At 59.8% G+C, this 26,644-nt stretch carries 29 protein-coding genes; 16 read left to right on the forward strand and 13 right to left on the reverse strand.

The features are described 5' to 3' along the window. The first annotated feature begins 50 nt into the window (after window positions 1-50). Entirely contained in the window at window positions 51-551 is a 501-nt protein-coding gene (locus TL5118_RS08550; protein ID WP_058243816.1) for a L,D-transpeptidase family protein, read from the forward strand. Between the two features lie 82 nt (window positions 552-633). Here the strand turns inward: TL5118_RS08550 and dalA are convergent, their stop codons facing one another. Continuing rightward, window positions 634-1,206 (reverse strand): divisome-associated lipoprotein DalA, encoded by a 573-nt coding sequence (gene dalA, locus TL5118_RS08555; protein WP_058243817.1) that lies wholly within the window; start codon window positions 1,204-1,206, stop codon window positions 634-636. A 169-nt stretch (window positions 1,207-1,375) separates the two neighbouring features. Here dalA and TL5118_RS08560 point away from each other — a divergent pair, with 169 nt between their 5' ends. Both TL5118_RS08560 and TL5118_RS08565 read left to right on the forward strand, forming a co-directional pair. Then, window positions 1,376-1,990, forward strand: a complete 615-nt coding sequence (locus TL5118_RS08560) for a L,D-transpeptidase (protein ID WP_058243818.1) — start codon at window positions 1,376-1,378, stop codon at window positions 1,988-1,990. 144 nt (window positions 1,991-2,134) lie between these two features. After that, window positions 2,135-2,317, forward strand: a complete 183-nt coding sequence (locus tag TL5118_RS08565; protein WP_058242508.1) for a hypothetical protein — start codon at window positions 2,135-2,137, stop codon at window positions 2,315-2,317. 89 nt (window positions 2,318-2,406) lie between these two features. On the opposite strand, the gene hemH is transcribed toward TL5118_RS08565, so the two are convergent. Together hemH and TL5118_RS08575 are read right to left on the reverse strand one after the other, a co-directional pair. Beyond that, window positions 2,407-3,480, reverse strand: a complete 1,074-nt coding sequence (gene hemH / locus TL5118_RS08570; protein ID WP_058242509.1) for a ferrochelatase — start codon at window positions 3,478-3,480, stop codon at window positions 2,407-2,409. A gap of 73 nt (window positions 3,481-3,553) precedes the next feature. Beyond that, window positions 3,554-4,396: a methyltransferase domain-containing protein gene (locus tag TL5118_RS08575; protein WP_058242628.1), complete on the reverse strand. Its 843-nt coding sequence runs from the start codon at window positions 4,394-4,396 to the stop codon at window positions 3,554-3,556. Between the two features lie 29 nt (window positions 4,397-4,425). Here TL5118_RS08575 and TL5118_RS08580 point away from each other — a divergent pair, with 29 nt between their 5' ends. The 4 genes from TL5118_RS08580 to TL5118_RS08595 are packed head-to-tail and all read left to right on the forward strand — an operon-like array spanning window position 4,426 to window position 6,745. Continuing rightward, window positions 4,426-5,172 (forward strand): ComF family protein, encoded by a 747-nt coding sequence (locus tag TL5118_RS08580; RefSeq protein ID WP_058242510.1) that lies wholly within the window; start codon window positions 4,426-4,428, stop codon window positions 5,170-5,172. A 38-nt stretch (window positions 5,173-5,210) separates the two neighbouring features. Continuing rightward, on the forward strand, window positions 5,211-5,468 hold the full coding sequence (grxC, locus tag TL5118_RS08585; protein ID WP_058242511.1) for a glutaredoxin 3: 258 nt from the start codon (window positions 5,211-5,213) through the stop codon (window positions 5,466-5,468). Between the two features lie 3 nt (window positions 5,469-5,471). After that, window positions 5,472-6,308: a carbon-nitrogen hydrolase family protein gene (locus tag TL5118_RS08590; RefSeq protein ID WP_058242512.1), complete on the forward strand. Its 837-nt coding sequence runs from the start codon at window positions 5,472-5,474 to the stop codon at window positions 6,306-6,308. Continuing rightward, window positions 6,305-6,745 carry a MarR family winged helix-turn-helix transcriptional regulator gene (locus TL5118_RS08595; protein ID WP_058242513.1) on the forward strand — a complete coding sequence of 147 codons (441 nt, stop codon included), beginning with the start codon at window positions 6,305-6,307 and terminating at the stop codon, window positions 6,743-6,745. The genes TL5118_RS08590 and TL5118_RS08595 overlap by 4 nt, the downstream gene beginning before the upstream one ends. Before the next feature lie 3 nt (window positions 6,746-6,748). Here the strand turns inward: TL5118_RS08595 and TL5118_RS08600 are convergent, their stop codons facing one another. The 3 genes from TL5118_RS08600 to ubiG all read right to left on the reverse strand — a co-directional run bounded on the left by TL5118_RS08600 (window position 6,749) and on the right by ubiG (window position 8,389). Continuing rightward, complete coding sequence (locus TL5118_RS08600; protein WP_131727426.1) at window positions 6,749-7,180, reverse strand: DNA-binding transcriptional response regulator; 432 nt, start codon at window positions 7,178-7,180, stop codon at window positions 6,749-6,751. 120 nt (window positions 7,181-7,300) lie between these two features. Continuing rightward, window positions 7,301-7,603 (reverse strand): YciI family protein, encoded by a 303-nt coding sequence (locus TL5118_RS08605; RefSeq protein WP_179945277.1) that lies wholly within the window; start codon window positions 7,601-7,603, stop codon window positions 7,301-7,303. 42 nt (window positions 7,604-7,645) lie between these two features. Continuing rightward, the gene (gene ubiG, locus TL5118_RS08610; RefSeq protein ID WP_058242515.1) at window positions 7,646-8,389 is read right to left on the reverse strand and encodes a bifunctional 2-polyprenyl-6-hydroxyphenol methylase/3-demethylubiquinol 3-O-methyltransferase UbiG; all 744 of its coding nucleotides are present in this window, start codon (window positions 8,387-8,389) and stop codon (window positions 7,646-7,648) included. Between the two features lie 49 nt (window positions 8,390-8,438). Between ubiG and pip the strand changes: the two genes are divergently transcribed. Together pip and TL5118_RS08620 are read left to right on the forward strand one after the other, a co-directional pair. Next, window positions 8,439-9,422: a prolyl aminopeptidase gene (gene pip, locus TL5118_RS08615; protein ID WP_058242516.1), complete on the forward strand. Its 984-nt coding sequence runs from the start codon at window positions 8,439-8,441 to the stop codon at window positions 9,420-9,422. An 87-nt stretch (window positions 9,423-9,509) separates the two neighbouring features. Next, on the forward strand, window positions 9,510-10,133 hold the full coding sequence (locus TL5118_RS08620; RefSeq protein ID WP_058242517.1) for a CDGSH iron-sulfur domain-containing protein: 624 nt from the start codon (window positions 9,510-9,512) through the stop codon (window positions 10,131-10,133). Here TL5118_RS08620 and TL5118_RS08625 read toward each other — a convergent pair. Together TL5118_RS08625 and TL5118_RS08630 are read right to left on the reverse strand one after the other, a co-directional pair. Continuing rightward, complete coding sequence (locus tag TL5118_RS08625) at window positions 10,070-10,810, reverse strand: hypothetical protein (RefSeq protein ID WP_058242518.1); 741 nt, start codon at window positions 10,808-10,810, stop codon at window positions 10,070-10,072. The two genes, TL5118_RS08620 and TL5118_RS08625, sit on opposite strands and share 64 nt — an antisense overlap. Window positions 10,811-10,915: 105 nt before the next feature. Then, the gene (locus TL5118_RS08630) at window positions 10,916-11,617 is read right to left on the reverse strand and encodes a hypothetical protein (RefSeq protein WP_058242519.1); all 702 of its coding nucleotides are present in this window, start codon (window positions 11,615-11,617) and stop codon (window positions 10,916-10,918) included. A gap of 208 nt (window positions 11,618-11,825) precedes the next feature. Between TL5118_RS08630 and rimP the strand changes: the two genes are divergently transcribed. From rimP to infB, 4 genes are read left to right on the forward strand one after another with little or no spacing between them, the layout of a single operon-like run. Then, window positions 11,826-12,419 (forward strand): ribosome maturation factor RimP, encoded by a 594-nt coding sequence (gene rimP, locus TL5118_RS08635; RefSeq protein WP_058242630.1) that lies wholly within the window; start codon window positions 11,826-11,828, stop codon window positions 12,417-12,419. 2 nt (window positions 12,420-12,421) lie between these two features. Then, window positions 12,422-14,044 (forward strand): transcription termination factor NusA, encoded by a 1,623-nt coding sequence (gene nusA / locus TL5118_RS08640; protein ID WP_058242520.1) that lies wholly within the window; start codon window positions 12,422-12,424, stop codon window positions 14,042-14,044. Between the two features lie 25 nt (window positions 14,045-14,069). Beyond that, the gene (locus tag TL5118_RS08645) at window positions 14,070-14,690 is read left to right on the forward strand and encodes an RNA-binding protein (RefSeq protein WP_058242521.1); all 621 of its coding nucleotides are present in this window, start codon (window positions 14,070-14,072) and stop codon (window positions 14,688-14,690) included. Between the two features lie 10 nt (window positions 14,691-14,700). Further along, entirely contained in the window at window positions 14,701-17,187 is a 2,487-nt protein-coding gene (infB, locus tag TL5118_RS08650; protein WP_058242631.1) for a translation initiation factor IF-2, read from the forward strand. 99 nt (window positions 17,188-17,286) lie between these two features. Here infB and TL5118_RS21365 read toward each other — a convergent pair whose 3' ends face one another. The 4 genes from TL5118_RS21365 to TL5118_RS08665 all read right to left on the reverse strand — a co-directional run bounded on the left by TL5118_RS21365 (window position 17,287) and on the right by TL5118_RS08665 (window position 20,159). After that, on the reverse strand, window positions 17,287-17,424 hold the full coding sequence (locus TL5118_RS21365) for a hypothetical protein (protein ID WP_165590034.1): 138 nt from the start codon (window positions 17,422-17,424) through the stop codon (window positions 17,287-17,289). Between the two features lie 167 nt (window positions 17,425-17,591). Next, window positions 17,592-17,990 carry an 8-oxo-dGTP diphosphatase MutT gene (gene mutT / locus TL5118_RS08655; RefSeq protein WP_058242632.1) on the reverse strand — a complete coding sequence of 133 codons (399 nt, stop codon included), beginning with the start codon at window positions 17,988-17,990 and terminating at the stop codon, window positions 17,592-17,594. A gap of 78 nt (window positions 17,991-18,068) precedes the next feature. After that, a complete protein-coding gene (gene argJ, locus TL5118_RS08660) occupies window positions 18,069-19,295 on the reverse strand; it encodes a bifunctional glutamate N-acetyltransferase/amino-acid acetyltransferase ArgJ (protein ID WP_058242522.1) in 1,227 nt (408 codons plus the stop codon). A gap of 3 nt (window positions 19,296-19,298) precedes the next feature. Then, complete coding sequence (locus TL5118_RS08665) at window positions 19,299-20,159, reverse strand: peptidylprolyl isomerase (protein ID WP_306345404.1); 861 nt, start codon at window positions 20,157-20,159, stop codon at window positions 19,299-19,301. A gap of 177 nt (window positions 20,160-20,336) precedes the next feature. On the opposite strand from TL5118_RS08665, the gene secA reads away from it, so the two are divergent. The 3 genes from secA (at window position 20,337) to TL5118_RS08680 (ending at window position 25,755) form a co-directional block, all read left to right on the forward strand. Then, complete coding sequence (gene secA / locus TL5118_RS08670; protein ID WP_058242523.1) at window positions 20,337-23,039, forward strand: preprotein translocase subunit SecA; 2,703 nt, start codon at window positions 20,337-20,339, stop codon at window positions 23,037-23,039. 128 nt (window positions 23,040-23,167) lie between these two features. Beyond that, window positions 23,168-24,163, forward strand: a complete 996-nt coding sequence (locus tag TL5118_RS08675) for a hypothetical protein (protein ID WP_058242524.1) — start codon at window positions 23,168-23,170, stop codon at window positions 24,161-24,163. A gap of 32 nt (window positions 24,164-24,195) precedes the next feature. After that, complete coding sequence (locus TL5118_RS08680; RefSeq protein ID WP_058242525.1) at window positions 24,196-25,755, forward strand: phosphate ABC transporter substrate-binding/OmpA family protein; 1,560 nt, start codon at window positions 24,196-24,198, stop codon at window positions 25,753-25,755. 4 nt (window positions 25,756-25,759) lie between these two features. On the opposite strand, the gene radC is transcribed toward TL5118_RS08680, so the two are convergent. Continuing rightward, the gene (gene radC, locus TL5118_RS08685; protein WP_058242634.1) at window positions 25,760-26,521 is read right to left on the reverse strand and encodes a RadC family protein; all 762 of its coding nucleotides are present in this window, start codon (window positions 26,519-26,521) and stop codon (window positions 25,760-25,762) included. Window positions 26,522-26,644: the final 123 nt, after the last annotated feature.

The raw sequence follows: 26,644 nt of genomic DNA on the forward strand, positions 1-26,644 counted from the left end.
CGTTATACACTTGGGTAAAACACAAGAATGAAATTCTGAGGCAAGCAGACATGCGAAACATCAAGGTGGCGGTTCTGACCGTGGCGCTTATGGCGCTGGCGGCCTGTTCCTCGGGGTCGAAATTCCGCAGCTATCATGGCCCGGAAGTGACCCGCATCATCGTGCAGAAAAGCGATCGGATGATGTATCTGATGCACCATGACAAGGTGCTGAAATCCTTCGATATCGGTTTGGGCTTTTCGCCCGAAGGCGACAAGCTGCGGGAAGGGGATGGGAAAACGCCCGAAGGCACCTATTTCATCAATCGCCGCAACCCAAACAGCAAGTTCCATCTGTCGGTTGGGATCAACTACCCCGACACCCGCGATATGGCCGAAGCCCGCGCAGCCGGGGTGGATCCAGGCGGCGATATCTTCATCCATGGCCGTCCTGAGAAATACCGCAACGGGGTACAGGACTGGACTGCGGGCTGCATCGCTGTGACCGACCGCGAAGTTGAACTGATCTACGCGATGGTCAAAAACGGAACGCCGATCACGATCAACCCGTGATCTGAGCGGCGGACCCGATCCCGTCAGATACGAAAAAGGCGCCTGCGGATTGCGGCGCCTTTTATCGCTCTGTGATTGCTCTTTAGCTTTGCGGCGGTGTGGTGTCGGCGTCAGGGATCGGTGCGGACAGCACCTGTGTCGCGCTCGAATCACCCATAACCAGGGTCCACCAGATCTTGCCGTTGACTTCTTGATGCCAGGCGAAGCCCAGGTCGCTGGCTTCGGGGGCCACGATGACACGGCGGGTGTCCGGCTGTTCCATCCAGGCGGCGAGGGTTTCAATCTCGGTCTCATAAGTTTCCGAGATGTTTTCGCCCACCAACGCACCAGTGTAGCCCACCCGGGCCACCCGATCCAAGGGGGAGGAGCCGTCAGAGCCAAAGTGCCAGGGGCGGTTTTGGATCGCCATGTCGCGGGCATGTGTTGCGGCCGCCGCATTCAGTTGGGCGTTCATTTGGACCGGTGTGGCGCCGGCAGCTTGGCGCAGCGCGTTAACCGAATCCAGCATGCGGAACTGAATCGCCGAGGTTTCACCAGCGCGGATGCGATAAAGCTGCGGCAGCGGTTTGCCGTCAGACCCCAGCTGTTGCGTTGTCTCAACACAGGCGGCAAGGCTGACTGCGGCCAGGGTAAGCAAGCTGAATGAACGCAACATTTGAACGCCTCGGGTAATTTCAATTGTCAGAGACCTACAGCGCAAAGCGTGGTTATTCAAACCCACATAAGCGTGAAACTGCATGATGACAGGTCTTTGATTTGCGACTGCGGCATTCCCGCCATAATATCCGCGACAAAAGCCGATCTGCGGCTCAGGAGGGTTCTACATGACGAAGCTACCGTCAAAGTCATCGCCGTTTTTGCTGAATCGACGCGGGTTTATGGCTGGAAGCGCCGCTTTTATTGGTGCGCCAGCGATTGCCCAAAGCGTTGCCGAAGCGGACACCACTGAAATTGAGGCTGAGGTGTCGCAGACCGTGCGGCGCAACATTTCAAGTTTCCGGTCGCTGGACTGGCGTCCTTACTTCAGCAACCTGCGCAAAGGCGCCGTGCTGGTCGATATCGATTCGCGCGCGCTGCATTACTGGTCCGAGGATGGTGAGACCTACAAACTCTACCCCTCCTCTGTGCCATTGACCGAGGATCTGACCCGGCGCGGCCGTACCTCTGTTGTGCGCAAGGTCGAAGGGCCCAGCTGGCGCCCGACACCATCGATGAAAAAGCGTAACCCGGAGTGGCCGGACTTTGTGGGCCCGGGCCCGGATAACCCGCTTGGCACCCATGCGCTGTATCTCAGCTGGACCTACTATCGGATCCACGGCACCCATGACACGCGCAAAATTGGCCGTCGTTCGTCAAACGGGTGCATTGGTTTGTTCAATGAACACATCGAAGAGTTGTTCGCCATGACCAAAGTGGGAACGCAGGTGTTGCTAATTTGACCACAAAATGACTGTCACCGCTGCGAACCCCGGAAACGGGGTTTGCATTTATTAGGTAATTGATGTTTAGACAATTCTACAAGGACGTCTTGCGCTTGGTTTCAGGCAATCATTTTGACCAAGCTAATATCTCTGGAGGATACTATGAAAAAACTCGTTCTCGCCGCTGCTCTGACCGCCGCCGCTTCGACCGCCTTCGCTGGCAACATGGAAGCCCCTGTGATGGAGCCGGAAGTCATCGTTGAAACCGCGACTTCGTCGTCGTCGGCTGGCATCATCGTACCGCTGGTTCTGCTGGCTGTTGTTGCTGCTGCTGTTGCTGACTAATTCGTCAGTTCAGACGCTTAAAAATTTTAAAGGCGGTGGAATTATCCACCGCCTTTTTCATGTCTACTGCCTTGTGACGGGATCGCAGTTTAACCCTTTGGGTCGATCCAGCCCTTCAGGTTGTCTTCGACGATCTGCGCCAGGGCATCCATATGGTCATCGCGATCATTGAGGCAGGGGATATAGGTGAAATGTTCACCACCGGCCTCTTCGAAGCTTTCTTTGATCTCTTCGTTGATCTCTTCCAGCGTTTCGATGCAATCGGCTGAGAAGGCAGGCGCCACCACGGCAATGTGTTTCTTACCCTCTTCCTTGGCCAGACGCGCCACCTCTTCCACGGTGTAGGGGCGCAGCCATTCTTCGCGGCCGAAAACCGACTGGAAGGTGGTTTTAATCTGCGTGTCATCCCAGCCCAGCCGCTCTTTCAGCAGGCGGGTCTGTTTCTGACATTTGCAGTGATAGGGATCGCCCTGCATCAGATAGCGTTTCGGCATGCCGTGATAGGACACCACCAGCATTTCCGGCTTGCTCTCCGCGGCGGCATAGGCCTCCTCGATGGAGGTCGCCAAGGCCTCAATATAGGCGGTGTTGTCAAAATACTCCGGCACGGTGCGGGCGGCGGGCTGATAGGTCTCTTTCATCAGCGCGCGGAAGAACTGATCGTTCGCCGTGGCCATCGTGGCGCCCGCATATTGCGGATAGAGCGGGAAGAACAGGATCTTGGTGCAGCCCGCGGCCACCATTTCACGCACCTTGGAGTCGGTCGACGGGTTGCCGTAGCGCATGCAGAAATCGACCATGACACCGTCGCCATAGCGGTCCTGCATCCGTTTCGCCATCGCGGCGGTCTGGTCCTTGGTAATGGTCAGCAGCGGGCTTTCGTCTGCCTCTTCGTTCCAGATAGACCGATAGGCCTCACCCGAAGAAAACGGCCGTTTTGTCAGAATGATCAGCTGCAACAGCGGCTGCCATTTCCAGGACGGCAGATCGATCACGCGTTTGTCCGACAGGAACTCATTCAGATAGCGGCGCATCGACCAGTAGTCGGTGTTATCTGGGGTGCCCAGATTTGCCAGCAATACGCCGATTTTCGGTGTTGGAACCTTGGGGTGATCCTGATCGGCATGTTCCGGTTTGGTGGCTGTAGTCTGAGCGTCCAGCATCATCGCGTCCTTCGTCGTCTACCTTGTCGCCAGTGCGGCGTTCGTTAGGGACATAAACGCTTCGCGCCACAGGTCAATCCGGCAGCTTGGTTTCCTGTGTTCCTAACGCTTCGGCAAGACGCTGTGTCGCAGATCCGGGACGCAACGGTTGTGGCTGGCTGTCATCTGGGGCCCAACCGGTGAGGAAGACCAGCTCATAGGTGGCGTGAATGCGGCCATCCCCGTCGGCATGGTGATCCTGATAGATCTCGGCGGCACGGCGCAACACAGCAGGTTTGGTTGGATGACGCAGCCGGGCCTGTAGCGCGTTGGCCTCGCCCATCGCGCGGAGGTCCCGCATAAGGTGAAAGGCGGTTTGGTAGCTGACATCCAGCGCCAGATTGTCCGCTACCGGCAGGGCAAGACCGGCCCGTTGCAACAGTGCGCCAAGATCGCGAATCTCTGCCATAGGCACCACGCGGGGCGACAGGCCACCGGCCACAGCAACTTCAGCCTCAGCCAGGGCGGCGCGCAATTCGGCAAGGGTTTGGCCACCAAAGCCAACCCCCAGGAAGAACCCATCAGGGCGCAACGCGCGACGGCATTGGATCAACTGACCCACCGGATCATTGGCCCAATGCAGCGCCATGGCATGGATCACCAGATCATAGGCGCCGACCTCCAGATCCAAGATCTCATCGTCGCTGACAACCCGTGCCTCGGGGAAGGCCGCCTGCCAGAGCGCAGGAAACCCAGTGACCACGGCGCGATTCGTAAACGTTCTGTTAACCATTTGCAGACGATGCTGGACCTCTTCGATCGCAGCCTCCTGCAGGAACAGTGCAGGGGCATCGGCTTTTAGGGCACGGGCGCGGTTGCGGGTCAGTGCGGCGCGGTCTGTCAGGCGCGGCGTCTCACTGGCCGAAGGGGGTGGCATCTGGAAATCACTCATGGGGCGTAGATAGAATGGCTTGGCCCACAATTCAAACAGCGCTGCGGGTGATTTACCCGCCCCGGTGTCTTGGCTGCGGTGGAATGGTGGAAAGTGAGGCCGGACTGTGCCCGACTTGCTGGCGTGAGGTGCAATTCATCGGCGGGTTGGTCTGCGATCAATGCGGCGTGCCGTTGCCGGGCGAATCGGATCAAGCAGAACGGTGTGATGACTGTCTGCGGGTGGAACGCCCCTGGCAGCGGGGGCGCGCCGCGTTGCTGTATGAAGGGCAGGGGCGGCAGTTGGTTATGGCACTAAAACATGGTGATCGTCAGGACATCGTACCAATTGCCGCCCGATGGATGGCGCAGGTGGCGGTGCCGGTGCTGCTGCCCGAGACGCTGATCACCCCGGTGCCGCTGCATTGGACACGGATGCTCAAACGGCGTTTCAATCAGGCGGCGCTGCTGGCGGAGGCCTTGGCGCACTATACCGGCCATGCCTATTGCCCCGATCTGGTGCAGCGGTTGCGCGCTACGCAATCGACCAAGGGGCAGGGGCGTGAGGCGCGATTTGCTGAGATGCAGGGCGCCTTTCGCATTCATCCCCGCAGGCGGCACCGGCTGATAGGTCGTCCGGTCTGTCTGGTGGATGATGTGATGACCAGCGGGGCCACCCTGGCCGCGGTGTCTGAGGCCTGCCTTGCAGCGGGTGCATCTCACCTATCCGTTCTGTTACTGGCGCGGGCGCAAAAATCTCCCTACATATCTGGAAACGCCTGAGAACATGACAGATCAGGCCCGATTGTAGGAAACGCCAGATGCCGAATGTAGAAATCTACTCCTCCCCGCTTTGTGGGTTTTGCCATGCCGCCAAACGCCTGCTGAAGGAAAAGGGGGTTGAGTTCACCGAATACAACGTGCTGACCGACCCGGCGTTGAAGCCGAAAATGATTGAGCGCGCCAATGGCGGCCGCACCGTGCCGCAGATCTTTATCGATGATGTGCATGTGGGCGGTTGCGATGACCTTTATGCGCTGGAAAGCGCGGGCAAGCTTGACCCGATGCTGGCGGCCTGAGGCATGATCACCAAGACCGCACTTGTGCAACTCAACGCCTCGGATGATCCGGCAGCAAACCTGCCGATCACCCAAGGCTTCATCCGTGAGGCGGCGCTGGGCGGCGCGCAGTTTGTGCTAACGCCAGAGGTAACGAATTGCCTGTCCTCATCGCGCCGCCATCAGCAAGAGGTGCTGCAGCATCAGGATGAGGATCAGACCCTCAAGGGCCTGCGCGACTCTGCGGCTGAGCATGGTATCTGGCTGTTGATCGGCTCCCTCGCGCTGAAAACGCAGGATGCGGATGGCCGGTTTGCCAATCGCTCATTCCTGATCGCGCCGGATGGCAGCATCAAAGCCTGGTATGACAAGATCCACATGTTCGATGTGCAGGTCAGCCCGACCGAGACCTACCGCGAATCCGATGGTTATCGCCCGGGCAGCCGTGCGGTGACCGCTGAGGTGCCCTTTGGCAGGCTGGGCATGACCATCTGCTATGATGTGCGCTTCCCCTATCTGCATCGCACCCTCACCGACCATGGTGCCACCATCCTGACCGCCCCGGCGGCCTTCAGCCCGGTCACCGGTCAGGCCCATTGGGAACCGCTGTTGCGCGCCCGGGCGATTGAAAACACCGCCTATGTTCTGGCGCCTGCGCAATGCGGCAGCCATGACAGCCACAATGGCAAGGTGCGGAAAACCCACGGACATTCCATTGCGATTAGCCCTTGGGGCGAAGTTCTGGCAGAGGCGGGCGATGAGCCTTGCGTCACCTTCGTGGATCTTGATACCAGTGCTGTCGAAGAGGCGCGGCAGAAGGTTCCGTCCCTCACCCACACGCGAGAGTTCGAAACCCCGTGAGCAGCGACCCATACCCTTTGGCCATTGCGCTGTTCAGCGAATTGCTGACGGCGGATCAGCTGGTGCGCAACCGGCTGTCCAAAGTGCTGCCTAAGGGCATGGAAATCTCACATTTTTCGGTACTGAACCAATTGGCCCGGGCTGGCGATGAACGCACCCCGGCGCAGTTGGCCAAAAGCTTCCATGTGACGCGCGGCGCGATGACCAACACGCTCAGCAAGTTGGAATGGGCGGGATATGTTCACATTCGTCCCGACTGGGATGATGCCCGGCGCAAGATGGTGGCGATCAGCCCGGCCGGACGGCAGGCGCGGGATGCGGCTCTTGCGGCGATTTCCCCGATGATCAGTGAACTGGTCAGTGAGCTGGGCGAAGACAAGGTGCGGGCGGTGCTGCCGATCCTGCGCGAACTGCGCCTGAAGCTGGAAGACGACTGATCCTCACAGGCTGGGTTGCATGGCCCGGGTTTGATGCATCCGATTGTTCAGCTGTGCCTGCAGCATGGCACTTTGTAAGCTTTCACGCCGTAGTGGCGTGCGCAGTTTCACATCGCAAAGATCCAGCGCCTCAAGGCCAAAAATATCGTGTGACTGCTGGGTGCAGATTACGATCACCGGCAGGTTTGGGATCAGGTGGCGCATGTTGCGCAGCGTTTCCAGCACCGTGTCCCGGTCCAGAAGGTCATCCAGAAAAACGGTCAGGGCTGCCCATTGCGCGGCGGTTTGCACCACGGTTGTAATGGCAGCGTCAAAATCTGAGGTGCCAGCCACCTCCAGATTGATCGCTTCCAGATGTTCAGCCAGCGCAAGGCGCTGCACATCGCAGGCGCAGACCAATAAAACCGGGAGGCTTGGGGCGGTGTCAGTAGGCATGGCAAACGTCCAATCTCAATTCGCAAAACTCAGGAAAAGTCTTAAAGAGATCAGGCTTTAGCTCAACATCGCAGGAGTGCAGTTACACTGCACTCTTGTATAGGTACGTTGTGGCCGCGCCTACTTTAGCACATCCGCCAGATTGCGCCCCACAAACTCGGTGATGGTGAGCTGCACAATCCCCGCTTTGCTGAACGGATCCTCAGCCATCAGGGCCTCAACCGCACTGCGTGAGGCGCCTTGGGCAATGATGACCCCACCGGTGCGCGGCACCTTGGCGCCTGAGGCCAGAAACAGACCATCCTCATACCCCTTGGCGACAAACGCCATATGTGCGTCCAGATGCGGCGCCACAGCCTCCATCTCAACGGTGTATTCAATGTCGATCACAAACAGGGTGTGACCCTCAGGGATAAAACCCATTTCACTTGCCTTTCAATGTTCCAAAAATGCTTAAAAAATTGGCTATGGCTTCACGCTGGCGGTGACATAGTTCACCGACAGATCGCGGTCTGAAATTTTCCACTGCCAGCTGACCGGGTTGAACACAAACCCTTTGCGATCCACGGGTTCCAGGCCCGCGTTCTGGATTAGGCTGACCAGTTCATCTGGGGTGATGAACTTGTGCCATTCATGGGTGCCTTTGGGCAGCCAGCGCATGATGTATTCCGCGCCGACAATGGCCATGGCAAAGCTTTTGGGATTGCGATTGATGGTGGAACAGACCATCAGCCCCCCGGGTTTCAGCAGCTGCTGGCAGGCGGTCAGATAGGCCTGCGGATCGGCGACGTGTTCCACCACTTCCATGTTCAGCACCACGTCAAACTGTTCGCCAGCTTCAGCCAGCGCCTCGGCGGTCACGTTGCGATAATCGATCTCTAGCCCCGATTGTTCGGCGTGGACCTGGGCCACCGGAATGTTGCCAGCTGCCGCATCTGCACCCACCACGGTAGCGCCCAGCCGGGCCATCGGTTCACTTAGCAATCCACCACCACAGCCGATGTCCAACAGACGCAGCCCTTCAAAGGGGCGATCGGTGCTGAGGTCGCGGTTAAACTCACTTGCGATCTGGCGGGTGATGTAGTCCAACCGGCAGGGATTCATCAGGTGCAGCGGCTTGAACTTGCCTTTGGGATCCCACCATTCCGCCGCCATGGCTTCGAATTTGGCGACTTCTGACGGGTCAACGGTGGTCTGAGCGGTTTGCATTCTGCTCTCCATATGCTCTTTTAGGTCTGCGCCACTATATAGGACGGTTATGGACAGATTCTCGGGCCAAAAAAGCGCAGTACATTACCTGCATCCGCCGATTGATCCTTTCGATCAGCGTATGCTGGACGTGGGCGATGGTCACAAGGTTTATCTGGAACAATCCGGCAATCCGCAAGGGGTGCCGGTGGTGGTCCTGCATGGGGGCCCCGGTGGTGGCTGCAGCCCGGCGATGCGGCGCTATTTTGATCCGCGCTACTACCGAATCATCCTGTTTGATCAGCGCGGCTGTGGCCGGTCGCGCCCGCATGCCTCGGTCGAGAATAACACCACCTGGCATCTGGTGGCGGATATTGAGTTGATCCGCGAAACGCTTGAGATTGACGAATGGTTCGTGTTTGGCGGCAGCTGGGGGGCAACCCTGGCGCTGATCTACGCCCAGAGCCACCCGGAGGCGGTCAAAGGGCTGATCCTGCGCGGCGTCTTTCTGGCGACGCAGAGTGAGCTGGATTGGTTCTATGGCGGCGGCGCCGGCAAGTTCTGGCCTGAAACCTGGGCGCGGTTTGCCGATCTGATCCCGGCGGAGGAACAGGATGATTATATCGCGGCCTATCACAAGCGGCTGTTTGGTCCTGATCTGCAGGTGCAGACCAAATACGCCAAGGCCTGGGCGGAATGGGAAAACGCCCTAGCCTCGGTCTATTCCAACGGCTATGGCGGCGACAGCCCGGGGGAATATGCCCGTGCCTTTGCCCGGCTGGAAAACCACTATTTCCGCCATGGCGCCTTCCTGGAGGAAGACGGCCAGATCTTGCGGGATCTGCCCAAGATCGCCCATATCCCCGGGGTGATTGTGCAGGGGCGCTATGACATGATCTGCCCGCCCGAGGCCGCGTGGAAACTGGCGCGCGGTTGGCCAAATGCGGATCTGCGTATGATCCGCAACGCTGGTCATGCGCTCAGCGAACCGGGCATCAGCGCTGAATTGGTCCGCGCGATGGATCAAATCGCCGAAGAGGGCGGGCTGGACTAAGCCGGCCTTCCGATCCCCTTAATACTGGTTTCCTTGCGCATCTGCGCTAGGCTCTCTGGTGTCGAGACGCCAGCGAGAGGAGCCAGCATGAGCGACAAACCCAGCGTAGAAACCCGCCCGAACGGCCCCTTGGTGGTCAAAGGGGTAACGCGCATGACCGGCCCGGATGGGTCTGAGGTTGAGGTCAAAGAGGTCATGGCGCTGTGCCGCTGTGGCCAGTCGAAATCAAAACCCTTTTGTGATGGTTCCCATGTCGCGGCCGGGTTTGACGATGGGGTCGGCAAACCCTCGGGACGGGATCGGTTGATTGCTTATGAGGGGGCCGAGGCCACGGTGACTTATAACCCGATGCTGTGTTCCCACGCGGCGGAATGCGGGCGTTTGGCCAGTCACATTTTCAATCCGGCGCAGAAACCCTGGGTGCAGCCCGACAGGGGCACAGTGGATGAGGTGCGCGCAGTTGTTGCCGCCTGTCCGTCCGGGGCCCTTGCGCTGGGCAGCGCTGAGGCGCGTGAACATCTGATCTCTGAGGTCACACAGGTGGCGATTGAGAAAAACGGCCCCTATTGGGTGCATGATGTCACCGCCCCCGCACCGCCACAGGGTGAGGGGATGAGTGCCGATAAATACGTGCTGTGCCGCTGTGGTCAGTCGGGGAACAAACCCTTTTGCGATGGTTCCCATCGGGATCTGAAATGGCGTGACGACTGATCTGCACGGCTGGCCTGCAAAGTGGCCATATCGCAGTGGTCTTTGACCAGCCAACTGAGGCCAAAGGCCCAGATCCCCATCGCCTCAATCCAGAAAACAAGATTGTGGCGCAGCACGAACTGCTGCGCTGCCTCAGGGCCGATCAGTTTTGTGATGGAGGCCAGCGTTGCCAGAACACCACCGCAAAGGATCAGCCAGCCGCAGCTGCGAAACAGTAGGCTGGCCCAGGCCGGTGCCCCAATGGGGAAACGGATCAGGCACAGGTAGGCCAGCCCGGCCAGAAACAGAATCGCCGACAGGTAATGCCCCATCGCTGCGGGTTTTACCCCGATCAGCGTGCGGGTCAGGCTGTGGGTCCCGGCGCCGCTTTCGTTGGGAAACAGGGCGACACCCAGTGCCGCCATCCCGGCCACCGGCACCAGCGCACTGCCCGCCGAGGAGGCCAGCCGTAACGGGCGCACCTGTGTGCACAGAACAATGCCCGTAGCAAAAAGCGCCCCCACCAAAAGGTCGCGCAGGGCGGAATGATAGTAGTCACTGACCGAGGGCAGCACCCCCACATCTGACATGATCCCCCCGAAGACCAGCAGCATCGGCAGCGCCAGACCCAGATAGCCCAGGGTTTGGCGGCAGCGATGATGGGCCTGCAGCAGTTCCAGTGTCAGGTCATTGGGCACAGTATCCTCCGGCTCAGACGGGCGCGCCTTGCAGCGGCCCCCCTCAGTTGTCCGGGGAATTGCTTAACAACCGGTGAATCTTAACGATCGTTACTGGTGGCTTGGTTACAGTTTACGGCGGATCAGGACCGATTTGACCATGTCAAACTGGGCTTGCCCCTTGACCAGCCACGATATTCCGAAGGCCAGAATGCCCAGGGCTTCGATCCAGAAGATTAACCGCAGCTCAACCACCCAGGCAGCCAATGGCGCTGGGCCGTTAAGTTTGATGAGTGAGGCGATGGTCGCCACCACGCCGCCCAGCACGATGAAGCCGCCACAGGCGCGATAGATGTGGCGGCGAAATGGTTTGGCTGTGCGGGCGAATTTCACCAGACAGAAATAGGTCAGCGACCCCAGAAAGATCACCCCCGACAGATAGTGCCCCATCGCGGCAGCGCTGAAGCCGATCAGTTCTTGTGACAGGGTTTCGGGGTTGATGCGCCCGCCGGCCTCATTCGGGAACAGCGCCACGCCAAAGGCGGCGATGCCGGCAATTGTGGTGACAATATCGTCCGAAAACCGTTCGCCTTCTTTCAGGGGGTGACCCTTGTAGGAAATCAGGAACACGCCGATGGCAAAGAGGCAGCCCACAAAAATGTCGCGCATCACGGAATGATAATAATCGCTGACCGACGGCAGAATCCCTGTTCCCGCCAGCAATCCGCCCAGGATCAGCACAAGCGGCAGGCCAACCCCCAGCCATCCCAGCGCCTGACGCACCCGCAGATAGGACATGACCAGCTCATCTCTTGTGTGTTCGGGCATTGGCTTGTCCTTCAAATCGTTTAACAATTCCACGATGGCATTTAGGGTGGCAGGTCAATGCAGGGCAAGCACGAGAAACTGCATCTGGGCAGGACTTGATTTACCCGGGAAAGGGGCGTATATCGCCCTCAACAGCGGCGCGTTGAGATCAACGCTCCACCGGGAAAGATCGACGGGCCGCGGGCCCGTTTTTTTGTGTTTGGATGATATGACCAACGACCTGATAGCCAAAGCCGCGATGGATCGGCGCCTTGCAGAAATCATCTCCCCTGTTGTGGAAGACATGGGATTTGAACTGGTGCGCATCCGTCTGATGAGCGGCAAGACCGCCACCCTGCAGATCATGGCAGAGCGCCCTGAAGGTGGCATCGAAGTGGACGAATGTGCCAAGATTTCCACCGCCGTATCGGCCATTCTGGACGTGGAGGATCCGATTCTGGATCAATACGTTCTGGAAGTGTCGAGCCCCGGCATTGACCGCCCGCTGACCCGTCTCAAGGATTTTGAGACCTATGAGGGCTATGAGGTCAAGATCGAGACCACCGAACTGATCGATGGGCAGCGCCGTTTCAAAGGTGTGCTGGCCGGCGTTGAGGGCGATGAGGTTCTGATCAACCTTGAGCGTGGCGACGAAGAAGTGACCGTAGGTCTGAACTTTGACTGGCTGTCTGATGCCAAACTGGTTCTGACCGATGAGCTGATCAAGGAAATGTTGAAGCAGCGCAAAGACGCTGGCCTGATCAACGAAGAAGAATTTGACGAGATCGAAACCGACGAATCCGGTTCTCAGGAGGACGAATAAAGATGGCAATTACCTCTGCAAACCAGCTGGAGCTTTTGCAAACCGCTGAGGCCGTGGCCCGCGAAAAGATGATCGACCCCGGTCTGGTGGTTGAAGCGATGGAAGAATCGCTGGCCCGTGCGGCCAAGTCGCGTTACGGCGCCGAAATGGACATCCGCGTCTCGATCGACCGCAAAACCGGCCGCGCCACCTTCACCCGTGTGCGCACCGTGGTCGAAGATGAAGAGCTGGAGAACTACCAGGCAGAAATGACCGTTGAGCAGGCCAAACAGTATATGGCTGACCCGGTTGTTGGCGACACCTTCGTTGAAGAAGTGCCGCCGGTTGAACTGGGCCGGATCGCGGCACAGTCGGCCAAACAGGTGATCCTGCAGAAGGTGCGCGAAGCTGAGCGCGACCGTCAGTTCGAAGAATACAAAGACAAGGTTGGAACCATCATCAACGCCACCGTCAAACGCGAAGAGTTTGGCAACGTTGTTGTGGATCTGAACGGCCGTGGCGAAGGGTCGCTGCGTCGTAACGAAAAGATCGGCCGCGAAAGCTACCGCCCGAATGACCGCGTGCGCTGCTACATCAAGGATGTACGCCGTGAGCCGCGTGGCCATCAGATCTTCCTCAGCCGGACTGCACCGGAATTCATGGCTGAACTGTTCAAAATGGAAGTGCCGGAAATCTATGACGGCATCATTGAGATCAAAGCCGTGGCCCGTGACCCCGGTTCGCGCGCAAAGATCGCGGTTGTGTCCTTCGACAACTCGATTGATCCGGTTGGTGCCTGTGTGGGTATGCGCGGCAGCCGTGTGCAGGCCGTTGTGAACGAGCTGCAGGGCGAAAAGATCGACATCATCCCGTGGAACGAAGATGTTCCCACTTTCCTGGTGAACGCGCTGCAGCCGGCAGAGGTTTCCAAGGTTGTTCTGGATGAAGACGCCGAGCGCATCGAAGTTGTTGTGCCTGACGATCAGCTGAGCCTGGCCATTGGCCGTCGCGGTCAGAACGTGCGTCTGGCCTCGCAGCTGACCGGTCTGGACATCGACATCATGACCGAATCGGACGAATCGGCACGCCGTCAGAAAGAGTTCGAAGAGCGCACCAAGCTGTTCGTGGACACGCTGGACGTGGATGAGTTCTTTGCGCAGCTGCTGGTTGCCGAAGGTTTCACCAACCTCGAAGAGGTGGCTTACGTTGAAATCGACGAACTGCTGGTCATCGACGGTGTAGACGAAGACACCGCCAACGAACTGCAGGCCCGTGCCCGTGACTATCTGGAAGCGCAGGCCAATGCCGCCATCGAACGCGCCAAGGAACTGGGCGTCGAAGACAGCCTGTTTGGCTTCGAAGGTCTGACCCCGCAGATGATCCAGGCGCTGGCCGAGGATGACGTGAAGACCCTTGAGGACTTCGCCACCTGCGCGGACTGGGAACTGGCTGGTGGCTGGACCACCGTCAACGGCGAACGCGTCAAAGACGAAGGCACGCTGGAGCCCTTCGGCGTGACGCTGGAAGCGGCACAGGACCTGATCATGACCGCCCGTATCACCCTGGGCTGGGTTGACCCAGCTGAGCTGGAAGCTGAGGCCGAAGAGGCCGAAGGCGAAGACGGCGCAGAGGAGGCCGAGGCCTGATTTTCAGGCCTCGGAGGCTTGTCGCATGAGCCGCGGCGGAAAAAATAAGGATCGCAGTGAAGGTCCTGAGCGCAAGTGTGTTGTAACCGGCGAGGTACAGCCTAAATATGGGTTGATCCGCTTCGTCGTGGGTCCGGACGGTGATATCGTTCCGGATCTGGCCGAAAAGCTGCCGGGGCGCGGGATCTGGGTCAGTTCTGACCGGGCCGCGCTTTCTCAGGCGACGAAGAAAGGTGTCTTTGCCCGCGGTGCAAAACAGCAGGTGAAGGTGCCTGACACCCTGCCTGAGCTGGTGGAAGCGGGCCTCGTACGGCGCGTTATCGATCTGATCAGTCTTGCCCGTAAAACTGGCGAGGCGGTCACCGGCTTTGAAAAGGTCAAGGACTGGTTGGTCAAGGATTACGCCGAAGTGCTGATCCAGGCCTCAGACGGATCCGGCCGCGGCAAGTCGAAACTGCGCACACCGGAAGGTGGTTCGTTCATTGGCTGGCTCACCGCAGATGAGCTGGGACAGGCTTTTGGGCGACAAACTGTAATTCATGTGGCCCTAGGCGCTGGTGGTTTGACCCAGCGTGTAGTAGAGGAAGCCGCAAGACTTAAGGGTATACGCACCCAGGGCGGCGACGATGACCGCCGGAAAGGATGAAGAGAGCCAGATGAGCGAGAACGACGGTAAAAAGACTTTGGGAGTTCGTGGCGGCCCGCGCGCCGGTAATGTGAAGCAGAGCTTCAGCCATGGCCGTACCAAAAACGTCGTGGTGGAAACCAAGCGCAAGCGCGTGGTGGTTCCCAAGCCCGGCGCCGCTAAACCCGGTGGTGGCCGCCCCGGCCAGGCTGGGGGCGATCCCTCGAAACGTCCGGCGGGTATCTCCGACGCGGAAATGGAGCGCCGTATGCGCGCGCTGCAGGCGGCCAAAGCCCGTGAGGTAGAGGAAGCTGCAAAACGCGAAGCCGAAGAAAAGGCCCGCGAAGAAGAGCGCCGCCGCCGCCGCGAAGAAGCGGAAGCCAAAGAACGCGAAGAGCGTGAGCGCGAAGCTGCTCTCAAGGCCAAGGCCGAAGAGGAAGCGCGCAAGAAGAAAGAGGCCGAAGAGGCCGCCAAGCGCGCTGCTGCTGAAGCAGCTCAGCCCAAGAAAGAGGCTGCCGCACCCGCGCGCAATCTCAAGGCTGCGCCGTCGTCCGCTACGCCCGAGCGCAAGAAAGAGCGTGATGATCGTGGTCGCGGCAAAGGCCGTGGCGACAACCGTCGTTCCGGTAAGCTGACCGTCAACCAGGCCCTGACCGGTGGCGAAGGTGGCCGTCAGAAGTCGATGGCTGCGATGAAGCGTAAGCAGGAACGTGCCCGCCAGAAGGCAATGGGCGCACCGGTTGAGCGTGAAAAGGTTGTGCGTGACGTGCAGGTGCCTGAGGCCATCGTGGTTTCGGAACTGGCGAACCGCATGGCTGAACGTGTGGCTGACGTTGTGAAATCGCTCATGAAAATGGGCATGATGGTCACGCAGAACCAGACGATTGACGCCGACACTGCAGAACTGATCGTTGAAGAGTTCGGCCACAATATCCAGCGTGTTTCGGATGCAGACGTCGAAGACGTGCTGCAGCAGGTTGAAGAGAGCGATGATGATCTGAAGCCGCGTCCGCCGGTTGTGACCATCATGGGCCACGTTGACCACGGTAAAACCTCGCTTCTGGATGCGATCCGTAATGCCAAGGTTGTGTCCGGCGAAGCCGGCGGCATCACCCAGCACATCGGTGCGTATCAGGTGACCACCGACAATGGCGCGGTTCTGTCGTTCCTGGATACGCCGGGCCACGCGGCCTTCACCTCGATGCGCTCGCGCGGTGCTCAGGTGACAGACATCGTGGTTCTGGTTGTGGCGGCCGATGATTCGGTCATGCCGCAGACTATCGAAGCGATCAACCACGCCAAAGCGGCCGAAGTGCCGATGATCGTGGCGATCAACAAGATCGACCGTCCGGCCGCCGATCCGCAGAAAGTGCGTGCGGAACTGCTGCAACACGAAGTGATCGTTGAAGAAATGTCCGGTGACGTGCAGGACGTTGAGGTGTCGGCCATCACCGGTCAGGGCCTTGATGAACTGCTGGACGCCATCGCGCTGCAGGCTGAGATCCTGGAACTGAAAGCAAACCCCGACCGCGCCGCCGAAGGTGCCGTAATCGAGGCGCAGCTGGATGTTGGCCGCGGTCCGGTTGCCACTGTTCTGGTGCAGAAGGGTACGCTGAAGCAGGGCGATATCTTCGTTGTGGGTGAGCAGTACGGTAAGGTCCGTGCGCTGGTCGACGACAAAGGCGCCCGCGTCAAAGAAGCTGGCCCCTCGGTGCCGGTTGAGGTGCTGGGCCTGAACGGGACCCCCGAAGCGGGTGACGTTCTGAACGTTGTTGAAACCGAAGCTCAGGCGCGTGAGATTGCGGAATACCGCCATAACGCCGCCAAAGAGAAACGTGCCGCCGCTGGCGCTGCTGCAACGCTGGAACAGCTGATGCAGAAAGCCAAAGAAGATGAGAACGTGCAGGAACTGCCGATCCTCGTCAAAGCGGATGTGCAGGGTTCGGCCGAAGCCATCGTTCAGGCGATGGAAAAGATCGGCAACGAAGAGGTGCGCGTGCGCGTTCTGCACTACGGTGTGGGTGCGATCACCGAAACCGATGTTGGTCTGGCAGAAGCCTCGGGCGCGCCGATCATGGGCTTTAACGTCCGTGCCAACGCATCGGCCCGCAACACCGCCAACCAGAAGGGTGTGGAGATCCGCTACTACTCGGTGATCTATGACCTGGTGGATGACGTGAAAGCGGCGGCCTCGGGCCTGCTGTCGGCCGAGATCCGCGAAAACTTCATCGGTTACGCGCAGATCAAAGAGGTCTTCAAGGTTACCGGTGTTGGCAAGGTTGCCGGCTGTCTGGTCACCGAAGGTGTGGCACGTCGTTCCGCAGGCGTCCGCCTGCTGCGCGACAACGTGGTGATCCACGAGGGCACGCTGAAGACGCTGAAGCGCTTCAAGGACGAAGTCAAAGAAGTGCTGTCCGGTCAGGAATGCGGCATGGCGTTTGAGAACTACGATGATATCCGCCCGGATGACGTCATCGAAATCTTTGAGCGTGAAGAGATTGAGCGCAAGCTGGACTAACAGCTTGCCTCACGGCCCGGATGGCCGACGAAAAGAAAAGGGAAAGCCAGACGGCTTTCCCTTTTTTCGTTTATGGATGTTGGTGCAGCGCGTGTGGCGTTAAGCAGCGTGTGACTTGACAGGTGTGCCTGCGAACAGGCGGTTGCCAACGCGCACCATCATCTTTCCGCCGGGCAGATGCTTGACGAAGCAGCCCTGCACGGAAACGTATTTTCCGATTACGATTGTTTTAATCATGTCTCAAATCCCCACCAAAGACCGCACAAAAATACACGAAACATGCTTAAAAAATAGAGGAAATGATAACTTTGGCCCTTGGTCTATACCGACGGGTACAGACCATACGCGGCGTCAGGTTGACGTGAACGTAAATTATTGTGCCATCGCAGGGACTTGCGTGGACCTTACAGCCAGTCGCGCAGGATAGGGATCAGCGGGATATCTGCGGGCGGCATCGGGTAATCGCGCAGATCGGTGGGCCGGACCCACTTCAGAACCTGCCCTTCGCGTGGCTGCGGGATACCTTCCCACTTGCGGCAGGCAAAGAGCGGCATCAGCAGGTGGAACTTCTCATAGGAGTGGCTGGCAAAGGTCAGCGGCGCCAGGCAGCTTTCCCAGGTGTCGATGCCCAGCTCTTCCTGCAATTCGCGGATCAGCGCATGTTCCGGGGTTTCGCCCGGCTCCACCTTGCCGCCGGGAAATTCCCACAGGCCGGCCATGGATTTGCCTTCGGGCCGTTGGGCCAGCAGGATCCGCCCCTCTTTGTCGATCAGCGCCACGGCTGAGACCAGTACGGTGTTCACCGGCGCAGGTGTTGGCGCAGGTGTTTGGGCAGCGGCTTGATCAGACATGAGGAGCGGTTCCTTGGTGTTTTGACGCCCTTACGAGCGGTAGTCAGCGTTGATGGTGATATAGCCGTGGGTCAGGTCGCAGGTCCATGCGGTAGATGCGCCGTCCCCCAGTCCCAGATCCACCGCAATGACCAGATCCTGCGCCTTCATATAGGCGGCACCGGCCTCTTCGGTGTAGCTTGCGGCCACCCAGCCCTTTTCCGCCACCAGAATGTCACCGAACCGGATGGTCAACAGATCGCGGTCTGCCGCGGCTCCGGATTTGCCGATCGCCATGACAACCCGGCCCCAGTTGGGATCTTCGCCCGCGACGGCGGTTTTGATCAGCGGTGAGTTGGCAATTGCCATCGCATGAGTGCGGGCATCCGCATCCGTGGCCGCGCCGGTCACCTGAACCTCAACAAACTTGGTCGCGCCTTCGCCGTCACGCACCACCTGATGGGCCAGATCCAGCATCACCTGATGCAGCGCCTCCGCAAAGGCGGCATTGCCATCGACATTGACGCCAGTGGCCCCGGTGGCCGCCAGCAGCAGCGTGTCCGAGGTGGAGGTGTCGCTGTCCACGGTGATGTTGTTGAAGGTCTGATCGGTGTGACCGCTCAGCAGCGCCTGCAGCGCCGGACGCGACGCCTGCGCATCGGTGAAGATATAGACCAGCATCGTGGCCATATCAGGCGCCACCATGCCGGATCCTTTGGCAATGCCCGCGATGGTCACCGGGGTGCCGTCAATCTCAACCGTGGTGGTTGAGCCTTTGGCAAAGGTATCGGTGGTCATGATCGCCTGGGCGGCAGCCTCCAGTGCGCCGGCCTCTTGGGTGGCGGCCAGTTCGGCGATCTTGCTGGTGATACGGTCATGCGGCAGACGTTCGCCAATCACCCCGGTGGAGGAGGTGAACACGCGTTCCTCAGGCAGACCGGTTTCGGCCGCTACTGCCGCGCAGATCGCCGCGACGGAACCTTCACCCGCTTTGCCAGTAAAGGCGTTGGAGTTGCCTGAATTGACGATGATCGCCGCGCCAGCGTCACTGTCAGCGCCGATTTTGGCCTGACAGTCGAGCACATTGGCCGACCGCGTGGCGGAGCGGGTGAAAACGCCCGCCATTGTGGTGCCGGGCTGCAAAAGCGCCAGCATCACATCGGTGCGGCCCTGATATTTCACACCCGCTGCGGTGGCGGCAAATGTCGCCCCCGCCACAACCGGCAGCTCAGGGAAGCTGGCAGGGGCCAGCGGCGAAACCGGGATCGTTCCAGCCATGGGTTATTCCGCCTCAAACGACAGGGTGTTCAGGATCGCGGGGTCCAGACCATCGGCCACACCACGCTCAATAGCCGCAGCGGTGGTCAGTTCGGCGATCTTGGCTTCTACCGCTTCCTGCTGCACCTGACCGGCCAGTTCGCCAGCAACCTCTTCAAAGGTGGGGGCGGCAACATCACGGGTTTCGTTCAGCTTGATGACGTGCCAGCCAAACTGGGTTTGTACCGGATCGGAAATGGCCCCAACCTCCAGCGCGAAAGTGGCTTCTTCGAAGGGGGGCACCATCATGCCGGCACCGAACCAACCCAGCGAACCACCGTTGGGGCCGGACGGGCCGGTGGAGTTTGCCTTGGCCAGCTCCGCGAAATCTGCGCCACCACGGGCCTCAGCCACCAGTTCATTCGCTTTCTCTTCGGTTTCCACCAGAATGTGGGCGGCGTTGTATTCCTTGGTCGGCTCAACGTTGCTGTAGGCCGCGTCATAAGCGGCGCGCAGGGCCTCTTCGGTGGTTGCGCTGTCGACCACACCTTCGAGGGTGATGTTGGCCATCAGGGCGCGCTGCTGGTTTTCAACGGCAATCGCCACGGCTTTCGGTTCGTCACCTGCGGCTTCGGCCAGCACGGTCTGCTGGATCAGCTGGTCCAGAATGCCAGGAAACAGGGTTTCAGCGGGCAGCTGCTGATATTGCGCGGGCAGGGCGTCCCGAGTGGCCAGCATGTGGCCCAGGGTGATCTCCACACCATTCACCGTGGCAACTACGGTATCGATGCCCGGGGCCTCCTCAGCCTGAGCCGGCATCATCAAAGTGAGCGAAAGCGCGGCGGCTGACAGGAAAGTGAGGCGTTTTGACACGAGATTTGCCATGGGAATGGTCCTTTGGAGGCGCGCAAATGGTGCGCGACGTTGACACTGCACCAGCCGCCCCTTACATCGCTTTGAGGCCATTAAATTGCTGGGTTTCGCAATTGTTTTATGCGTTGCAAGAAGAACCGGCAAGCAAATGCCACACACGTTATAGTCAACGACCGGATCGGAAAGAAAATGTTGGGTTTCGGAACGCTTACCAAGAAGATCTTCGGCACGCCGAATGACCGCAAGATCAAGGCAACCCGCCCGTTGGTGGAGCAGATCAACGCGCTGGAACCCGAGTTTGAAAAACTGTCCGACGAGGCCCTGATCGAAAAGACGGCCGAGTTCAAAAAGCGCGTCGAAGCCGGTGAAGATCTGGACAAGCTGCTGCCCGAGGCGTTTGCGAACTGTCGCGAAGCGGCCAAGCGGTCGCTGGGGCTGCGGGCGTTTGACACCCAGCTGATGGGCGGCATCTTCCTGCATCAGGGCAATATCTCGGAAATGAAAACCGGTGAGGGTAAAACCCTCGTCGCGACCTTCCCGGCCTATCTGAACGCACTGACCGGTCGTGGCGTTCATATTGTGACCGTGAACGACTATCTGGCCAAACGTGACGCCGAATGGATGAGCAAGGTCTACGGTGCTCTGGGCATGACCACCGGTGTGGTCTACCCGCAGCAGCCCGAAGATGAGAAGAAACAGGCCTACGCCTGTGACGTGACCTACGCCACCAACAATGAGCTGGGCTTTGACTACCTGCGCGACAACATGAAGTCGGAACTGACCGACATGGCGCAGCGTGATCACTATTTCGCGGTTGTCGATGAAGTTGACTCGATCCTGATCGATGAGGCGCGGACGCCGCTGATCATCTCGGGCCCTGCCGAGGACCGGACCGAACTCTACGTCTCGATCGACCAGATCATCCCGCAGCTGCAGGACGATCACTATACGCTGGACGAAAAAACCAAGAACGTGTCCTTCACCGATGAGGGCAACGAATACTTGGAGCAGCTGCTGCAGAAGGCGGAAATCCTGCCCGAAGAGCAGAGCCTTTATGACCCCGAAAGCACCACCATCGTGCACCACGTGAACCAGGGTCTGCGGGCGCATAAGCTGTTCACCAAAGACAAAGATTACATCGTGCGCGACGGCAATGTTGTGCTGATCGATGAATTCACCGGCCGTATGATGGCCGGGCGCCGTCTGTCCGAAGGTCTGCATCAGGCGATTGAAGCCAAAGAAGGCTGCCAAATTCAGCCCGAAAACGTGACGCTGGCGCAGGTGACCTTCCAGAACTACTTCCGCCTCTATGACAAACTGGGCGGCATGACCGGCACCGCGGCAACTGAAGCCGAAGAATTCGCCGAGATTTACGGTCTGGGCGTGGTCGAAGTGCCCACCAACCGCCCGGTGGCCCGGAAAGACGAGGACGATCAGGTCTACCGCACCGCGCGCGAAAAATTCGACGCTGTGGTCAAATCGATCAAAGAGGCCCATGAGGCCGGTCAGCCGGTTCTGGTCGGCACCACCTCGATTGAGAAGTCCGAATTCCTCAGCCAGCTGCTGACCGCTGCGGATGTGCCGCACAATGTTCTGAACGCGCGTCAGCACGAACAGGAAGCGCAGATCGTTGCGGATGCCGGTAAGCTGGGCGCGGTGACCATTGCCACCAATATGGCGGGCCGCGGCACCGATATTAAGCTGGGCGGCAACGTCGAGTTCAAGATCATGGAAGCCATCGCCGCCAACCCCGAAGGCGATCACAGCGCCATTCGCGATCAGATCGAAGAATCGCACAAGGCTGATGAGCAGGCGGTCAAAGACGCCGGCGGTCTGTTTGTTCTGGCCACAGAACGTCACGAAAGCCGCCGCATCGACAACCAGCTGCGCGGCCGTTCTGGCCGTCAGGGCGATCCCGGTCGCTCGGTCTTCTTCCTGTCGCTGGAAGATGATCTGATGCGCATCTTCGGCTCGGAACGTCTGGATGCTGTTCTGTCCAAACTGGGCATGAAAGAAGGCGAAGCGATTGTGCACCCCTGGGTCAACAAATCGCTGGAGCGGGCACAGGCCAAGGTCGAAGGGCGCAACTTCGACATTCGTAAACAGCTGCTGAAATTCGATGACGTGATGAACGAGCAGCGGAAGGTGATCTTCAGCCAGCGTCGCGAAATCATGGAAGCGGAGGATCTGTCGGAAATCGCCAAGGACATGCGCGATCAGGTGATCGACGATCTGGTGGACCTGCACATTCCGCCGAAATCCTACGCTGACCAGTGGGATACCGAAGGGCTCTATGCTGCGGCGATTGAGAAGCTGAACCTGGATGTGCCTGTGATCACCTGGGGTGATGAGGAAGGCGTCGACGGTGACGTGATTGCCGAACGTATGGAAGAGGCCGCCGATAAGGCGATGGCTGAAAAAGCCGAAGCCTTTGGCCCGGAAAACATGCGCAACATCGAAAAGCAGATCCTGCTGCAGACCATCGACGCCAAGTGGCGCGAACATCTGCTGAAGCTGGAACACCTGCGGTCGGTTGTGGGCTTCCGTGGTTATGCGCAGCGCGACCCGCTGAACGAATATAAGACCGAGAGCTTCCAGCTGTTTGAATCGCTGCTGGATGGTCTGCGTGAAGATGTTTCGCAGAAGCTGGGCCAGGTGCGCCCGATGACCGAGGATGAGCAGCGCGCCATCATGGAACAGATGATGGCCCAGCAGGCGCAGATGCAGCAACAGGCCGCCGCTGCTAGCGCACCCGCAGCTGAGCCTGCAGGCGACCCGATCGAAGGCTTTGACGAAAACGATCCGTCGACCTGGGGCAATCCCAGCCGCAACGATCAGTGCCCCTGTGGTTCGGGCAAGAAGTTCAAACACTGCCACGGTCGTCTGGCCTAACGGCACCTGACATCTAGAAATTTGGCGCAGGCGCGGGGTCCCCAAAGACTCCGCGCCTGCGCCCTTTTTCTGCCCCTTTTCAACGGTCAAATCAGCCTTGGGTACATCTATGACCGGAGGCCGTGACTATGGCTCTGACAAACCGATTTCTGATGGGATGCGCATCCCTTTCGATGGTTTTCGCCATTGGATTTGTGATGCAGAACGGGGCTGAGGTTCCGGGCAAACGCACGGCACAGGCGCCCCGTCTGGCCGCTGATGCGCCTGTGGCTGCACAGGATGACCGGTTTGAACTGTCCGGGATCACCCTGACCGTCGGCAGCCCAGAAAGTGCGCCGGATTTGCCTGCCTCAACCCTGGTTGAGGGCGACCTGGGCGAAGCGCCGGTTGAACGCCTGGCCGCCGCGCCGCAGCTGGATGGTCCGGGATTTGAGGTGCCAGTGCTTGAAGTGCCGTCGCGCGCCTGTGATCCGGTGATGCAGCTTAGCCCGCAGCCGGGTGCGATGGTTCTGATTTCTATCGATGCGCCCTGTCTGCCGGAACAGCGGGTGACCCTTCATCACAACGGGCTGATGTTCACCCATATCAGCGATGCGGAGGGTCAATTGGTTGTGACAGCCCCTGCATTGGCCGAGTCCGCTGTGTTCATCGCAGATTTCAGCAATGGTGACGGCGCTGTGGGCCATATCATGGTGCCCGATATGCCGCTCTACCAGCGTGCTGCCGCGCAGTGGCGGGGCGATCTGGGGATCGAATTGCACGCCCGTGAATTTGGCGCCGGCTACGGCGATGCTGGCCACGTCTGGAGTGGGGCGCTTGATGCCACACAGGCCGCCGCCAGCTTTGTCCTGCTGGGCGACCGGTCGCTGCCCGAAAGCTACCGCGCGGAGGTCTATACCGTCGCGGCCGCAACAGCGCAGGGCGGCGACATCCAGCTGTCGATTGAGGCTGAGGTGACCGAGGCCAACTGCAACCGTGATATTCAGGCCGAAGCGATCCAATGGTCCCCGAGCGGCCGCTTGGATGTGCGCGAACTGTCGCTGGCGGTTCCGGGCTGTGAAACGGTTGGTGACTTTCTGTTGTTGAAAAACCTGTTACAAGACCTGAAAATCGCCGCCAAGTAAGCGGCGCAGATCAGATCGGGCAGGGCACAGCAATGATCATTTTGCGTGCGGCGACACTCGCCGCACTTTTTCTTGTCAGCATGACCGCTGGAGTGTGGGCGCAGGACGTGACCCTGACCTCCACCGATGGCACGGTTGAAATCTCAGGCGACCTCCTGGGGTTTGATGGTGAGTTTTATCGGGTCCAGACCATCTATGGTGAGCTGACCGTCGATGGCTCAGGCGTGCTGTGTGAGGGGCCTGCCTGCCCGAATCTGGAAGATTACGTGGCCGAGCTGACCCTGGCCGGATCCGACACCATGGGCCGGGTGCTGATGCCCGCGCTGGTGCAGGCCTTTGCCGAACGCAGCGGCTACCGGGTGCGCCGGGCGCATCCTGAGGAGGGCCAGCTGCAGATGACCCTGAGTGAGCGGACAACCGGCCGGGTTGTGGGCATCCTGACGCTGAAACTCAGCAACACCGACGAAGGCTTCTTTGATCTGATGGCCAATGAGGCCGACATCGTCATGGCGCTGCGCGAAGTGCGGCCCGCGGAACAGACCCGTGCCAAAGAGGCCGGTCTGGGCGATCTGAGCGACCCGCGCCGGGGCCGTGTGCTGGCGCTGGATGCGCTGGTGCCCGTGGTGGCGCCGGACAATCCGCTGCTGAAAATCTCAACCCCGGATCTGGCCCGGGTGATCGCCGGTGAGATCACCAATTGGAACCAGCTGGGCGGCCCTGACGCGCCGATCACCCTGCATCTGCGGCAGCAGGGATCGGGTCTGTGGCAGGTGGTGGAGGATCGCCTGCTGTCCCCAGCCGGTGTTGCCGTGGCAGAGGGTGCCCTGCGCTATGACAGTGATCCGGCCCTGTCTGAGGCGGTGCTGCGCGATCCCTTTGGTCTGGGTCTGACCAGTGTCAGTGGCCATGGCCAGACCAAACAGGTGGCGCTGAGCGGCGCCTGTGGCTTTAGCCTGAAGGCGGACCGGTTGAGCCTGAAGACCGAGGATTATCCGCTGTCCGCGCCGATGTTCCTGTACCTGCCTGCGCGCCGTCTGCCCAAGCTGGGGCGGGATTTCATCGCCTTCACCCGCTCAGACACGGCGCAACTGGTCATTCGCCGCGCAGGGCTGACAGATCAGGCGCCGGAAGAAATCGCCATCAACGCGCAGGGCAACCGCTTTGCCAATGCCATTGCGCAGGCCGGTGAGGAGATCGGGCTGGAGGTGCTGCAGGACATGGTGACGGTGCTGTCTGACAAGCGCCGCCTGTCGCTGTCCTTCCGGTTTGAGGCGGGATCGGCCCGGTTGGATGCGCAGTCACGGTCTAACGTGGAGCTGCTGGCGCAGGCTTTGGAAGCTGGCCTCTATGACACCCGCGACATGGTGTTTGCCGGGTTCAGTGATGGCGACGGCGGGGCTGCAGCCAACCAGCGCATCGCGCAAAAACGGGCCGAAACGGTGCTGGCGGCGGTGCGCAAAGCGGCGGAGACCGCCAGTTTTGAGCGTGTGACCCTCAGCGCCGAAGGGTTTGGCGAGGCAATGCCGATGGCCTGTGATGACAGCGCCTGGGGCCGTCAGGTGAACCGGCGGGTTGAGGTTTGGCTGCGCTGATCAGCTATAGCAGACCCTCCGCACGGAATGAGATTTCCTGCGATTTTCCGATGATCAGATGATCATGTAGCGTGACGCTCAGCGCCTCAGCCGCGCGGTGGATCTGCTGTGTCATGCTGATGTCCGCCTCTGACGGGGTGGGATCGCCTGAGGGGTGGTTGTGCACCAGGATGAGGGCCGAGGCGTTAAGCTCCAGCGCCCGTTTCACCACCTCACGCGGGTAGACAGGGACGTGATCCACCGTGCCGCGCGCCTGCGCCTCATCCGCGATCAGGGTGTTTTTGCGGTCCAGATATAGCACGCGAAACTGCTCAATGTCCTGATGCGCCATCGCGGTGTGGCAGTAATCCAGTAAGGCGTCCCAGCTGCTGACCACGGGGCGCTGCATCACTCGGGCCCGCGACAGGCGGTGCGCCGCGGCCTCCACCAGTTTCAGCTCACAGATCACGGCATCGCCCACCCCCGATACCTTCGCCAGGCGCGGGATCGGGGCGGAAAGGGTGCGGTTGAAGTCCCCAAAGGTGTCCAGCAGCAGCCGGGCCAAGGGTTTCACATCCTGCCGCGGAATGGCGCGAAACAGCACCAGTTCCAAGAGTTCGTAATCCGGCAGAGCATCCGCGCCCCCGGCGAGAAATCTTTCGCGCAGCCGCTTGCGATGGTCGCGGATGTAGCTGGGGAGTTTTTGGGCGGTTTTACGTGGGCGGGACGCAGGGACAGGTGCCGCGTCATCAAACAGAGGCAACGGGGATTCGCGGAAATGGCTCATGGTCCCAGCGTTGCGCAGATTGGTTAGCAAAGGGTTAAGGGCGCTGCCCTCTGCGGTCAAATCTGCGATTTGCCCCCATTCACCCGGAGTATTTTGGGAACGTTGAAAAGAGGCTGCAATACG

The sequence above is a fragment of the Thalassovita autumnalis genome (genome assembly GCF_001458255.1).
Classification (GTDB): Bacteria; Pseudomonadota; Alphaproteobacteria; order Rhodobacterales; family Rhodobacteraceae; genus Thalassobius; species Thalassobius autumnalis.

What these genes read in the sequence shown, in the direction of transcription:
- TL5118_RS08560 (WP_058243818.1), top strand. Translation starts at nt 1,376, where the DNA reads ATGACGAAGCTACCGTCAAAGTCATCGCCGTTTTTGCTGAATCGACGC.
- TL5118_RS08590 (WP_058242512.1), top strand. Translation starts at nt 5,472, where the DNA reads ATGATCACCAAGACCGCACTTGTGCAACTCAACGCCTCGGATGATCCG.
- radC (WP_058242634.1), bottom strand. Translation starts at nt 26,521, where the DNA reads ATGAGCCATTTCCGCGAATCCCCGTTGCCTCTGTTTGATGACGCGGCA.
- secA (WP_058242523.1), top strand. Translation starts at nt 20,337, where the DNA reads ATGTTGGGTTTCGGAACGCTTACCAAGAAGATCTTCGGCACGCCGAAT.
- argJ (WP_058242522.1), bottom strand. Translation starts at nt 19,295, where the DNA reads ATGGCTGGAACGATCCCGGTTTCGCCGCTGGCCCCTGCCAGCTTCCCT.
- dalA (WP_058243817.1), bottom strand. Translation starts at nt 1,206, where the DNA reads ATGTTGCGTTCATTCAGCTTGCTTACCCTGGCCGCAGTCAGCCTTGCC.
- TL5118_RS08675 (WP_058242524.1), top strand. Translation starts at nt 23,168, where the DNA reads ATGGCTCTGACAAACCGATTTCTGATGGGATGCGCATCCCTTTCGATG.
- TL5118_RS08680 (WP_058242525.1), top strand. Translation starts at nt 24,196, where the DNA reads ATGATCATTTTGCGTGCGGCGACACTCGCCGCACTTTTTCTTGTCAGC.
- infB (WP_058242631.1), top strand. Translation starts at nt 14,701, where the DNA reads ATGAGCGAGAACGACGGTAAAAAGACTTTGGGAGTTCGTGGCGGCCCG.
- TL5118_RS08665 (WP_306345404.1), bottom strand. Translation starts at nt 20,159, where the DNA reads ATGGCAAATCTCGTGTCAAAACGCCTCACTTTCCTGTCAGCCGCCGCG.
- TL5118_RS08580 (WP_058242510.1), top strand. Translation starts at nt 4,426, where the DNA reads ATGGCTTGGCCCACAATTCAAACAGCGCTGCGGGTGATTTACCCGCCC.
- TL5118_RS08565 (WP_058242508.1), top strand. Translation starts at nt 2,135, where the DNA reads ATGAAAAAACTCGTTCTCGCCGCTGCTCTGACCGCCGCCGCTTCGACC.
- TL5118_RS08645 (WP_058242521.1), top strand. Translation starts at nt 14,070, where the DNA reads ATGAGCCGCGGCGGAAAAAATAAGGATCGCAGTGAAGGTCCTGAGCGC.
- TL5118_RS08620 (WP_058242517.1), top strand. Translation starts at nt 9,510, where the DNA reads ATGAGCGACAAACCCAGCGTAGAAACCCGCCCGAACGGCCCCTTGGTG.
- TL5118_RS08605 (WP_179945277.1), bottom strand. Translation starts at nt 7,603, where the DNA reads ATGGGTTTTATCCCTGAGGGTCACACCCTGTTTGTGATCGACATTGAA.
- hemH (WP_058242509.1), bottom strand. Translation starts at nt 3,480, where the DNA reads ATGCTGGACGCTCAGACTACAGCCACCAAACCGGAACATGCCGATCAG.
- TL5118_RS08550 (WP_058243816.1), top strand. Translation starts at nt 51, where the DNA reads ATGCGAAACATCAAGGTGGCGGTTCTGACCGTGGCGCTTATGGCGCTG.
- ubiG (WP_058242515.1), bottom strand. Translation starts at nt 8,389, where the DNA reads ATGCAAACCGCTCAGACCACCGTTGACCCGTCAGAAGTCGCCAAATTC.
- TL5118_RS08630 (WP_058242519.1), bottom strand. Translation starts at nt 11,617, where the DNA reads ATGCCCGAACACACAAGAGATGAGCTGGTCATGTCCTATCTGCGGGTG.
- pip (WP_058242516.1), top strand. Translation starts at nt 8,439, where the DNA reads ATGGACAGATTCTCGGGCCAAAAAAGCGCAGTACATTACCTGCATCCG.
- TL5118_RS08575 (WP_058242628.1), bottom strand. Translation starts at nt 4,396, where the DNA reads ATGCCACCCCCTTCGGCCAGTGAGACGCCGCGCCTGACAGACCGCGCC.
- rimP (WP_058242630.1), top strand. Translation starts at nt 11,826, where the DNA reads ATGACCAACGACCTGATAGCCAAAGCCGCGATGGATCGGCGCCTTGCA.
- TL5118_RS08600 (WP_131727426.1), bottom strand. Translation starts at nt 7,180, where the DNA reads ATGCCTACTGACACCGCCCCAAGCCTCCCGGTTTTATTGGTCTGCGCC.
- nusA (WP_058242520.1), top strand. Translation starts at nt 12,422, where the DNA reads ATGGCAATTACCTCTGCAAACCAGCTGGAGCTTTTGCAAACCGCTGAG.
- grxC (WP_058242511.1), top strand. Translation starts at nt 5,211, where the DNA reads ATGCCGAATGTAGAAATCTACTCCTCCCCGCTTTGTGGGTTTTGCCAT.
- TL5118_RS21365 (WP_165590034.1), bottom strand. Translation starts at nt 17,424, where the DNA reads ATGATTAAAACAATCGTAATCGGAAAATACGTTTCCGTGCAGGGCTGC.